Annotated in this window: 2 protein-coding genes; both read left to right on the top strand. The window is 64.5% G+C overall.

Annotated elements, in window-relative coordinates; genetic code table 11:
* A partial coding sequence (locus QZY07_RS14275; protein WP_295403971.1) for a hypothetical protein occupies positions 1-238 on the top strand: 238 nt, incomplete at its 5' end.
* Positions 239-823: 585 nt separating this feature from the next.
* The coding region (locus tag QZY07_RS14270) for an integrase domain-containing protein (protein WP_295403969.1) at positions 824-1,703 on the top strand (880 nt) is incomplete at its 3' end.

Raw genomic sequence — 1,703 nt, 5'->3', positions numbered from 1 at the left:
TCAACCGCGTCTCCGTCCGCTGTCAAGCGTCAGAACAGTCGAGTTCTCCGTCCTCTGCGGAAAACCGCCGGCAATCGCTGGCATGATCGACGTGAACGCTCCCGTGCAACCCTGTACAGGATCGGCACGCCTCGCGCTCGCTGATCGTCACCCACCGGCGCCGCCGGTCTTCGCTTCGCACGGACGCGCCTGCATCCCGTCCAGCCAGATCCAGTCCTGCACCCAGCGCGCACCCTGAAACAAGGGTCATCGATTTCTCCGCGAGAAAGCTCGTCCTCCAGGACGAACGTCGACAGCATGTCGGTCGGCTGTCCACCCCCTCGTGAATTTTCCGTCCCGTTCAGGAAACACCGCGATGGTCGAGAGCAACGCCCAGGGCCATCCGGCGCCAACCTCGATCACGCTCGACGATCACAGACGCCACCTCGCCCGGCGGTCTTTGTCCACAAAGACCGCCGCCAGCAATCGCTTGTTTCCATTCGCTTTAACAGCGTTAAGCCAGCACTAAAACACCACACTAAAACCGCTAGACGCCTGTCTAGTGGGCACCGGGGCGGAACCCCGGCAGGTCTATCGCCACGCTATTTCCGTCGTCGTCTCACCGCGCCAGGCCACTGACGCAACGTCCCCCGCCAACGCGGACGGGCGAGCGACCTCAGAGGTTCAGACCACCTCCACGCAAGGAAGCAGAACGGTCTTCGACGTCCTCGGCAGGACGCAAATCTGCCCACCGCCATCGCCTAGCCTTGGGCTTCAAGGTCATCACTTACCCGTTTCTCGCGGAAAGATGGCGGATTTTTTTCAACGCTCGATGGGAGTTGCCATGGGGAAATATGCCAGCGCACGGAATTTGGGCTTCGGCAAGAACCTCGCTTATGCGGGGCGCGAAGCCCTGCGCGCCTATTACGCCGACGGGCATTACGGATCGGTCGCGGCACATGGCGACCGCTGGCATCAATTCGCGCAGTGGGCCAAGGGAGAAGGCATCAAAGACCTGTCCAAGGTGGATCAACAGGCGACCGCCGAACGCTACGCTCAGCACGTCGCCGCGCGCGTTCAGGCCCAAGACATCGGCATTCAATACGGCCAGAATTTGATCTCGACGGTGAATGTCACGCTCGCCGCGTTACGGGGCGACGATCAGGTTCGCGTGTCGCCGTCCGCAGTCGTCGGCGAACGCTCGCAAGTGCGCACCGTTGCGCCGGGCGCGCTGGACCGCGAGCGCGTCGTTCAGGCGACGGCCGCCTTGAAAGCGGCAGGCATGCCCAGGGCGGCGGCGGTACTGGCGTTGGCGCTGGATTTCGGGGTGCGCCGGGAAGAAGCGGTAAAGGCGGACCTGGATCGCTGGCAGCGAGCAGCGGACCGCGACGAGCGGATCAACGTGCAGGAGGGCACCAAGGGTGGCCGAGACGCACCACGCTGGATACCCGTCGGCGTGCTACAGCGCGAGACGCTCGGGAGTGCTATGGCGGCGCGCCCGGTTGGTTCCCGGAATCTCATTGGCCCGCACGAGACCTACGCCCAGGTCGCGATCGCCAGGGACTCGGAATTGAATGTCGCGCGGGCGATCCTCCACGGCCACGGCATTCCCGGTTATCACGACGCCAGGGCGGCTTACGCCTGCGAGCGGTATCGAACGCTGGCCGGACGCGAGGCGCCCGTCGTGACAGGCGAACGCCCCGGCGTCGAACAGCGCCAGAGCG

The organism is uncultured Thiocystis sp. (assembly GCF_903866365.1).
In the GTDB taxonomy this organism is placed as follows: domain Bacteria; phylum Pseudomonadota; class Gammaproteobacteria; order Chromatiales; family Chromatiaceae; genus Chromatium.
Note: the sequence above shows the minus strand (reverse complement) of the source record. Positions and strands in the feature narration are given on the sequence as shown.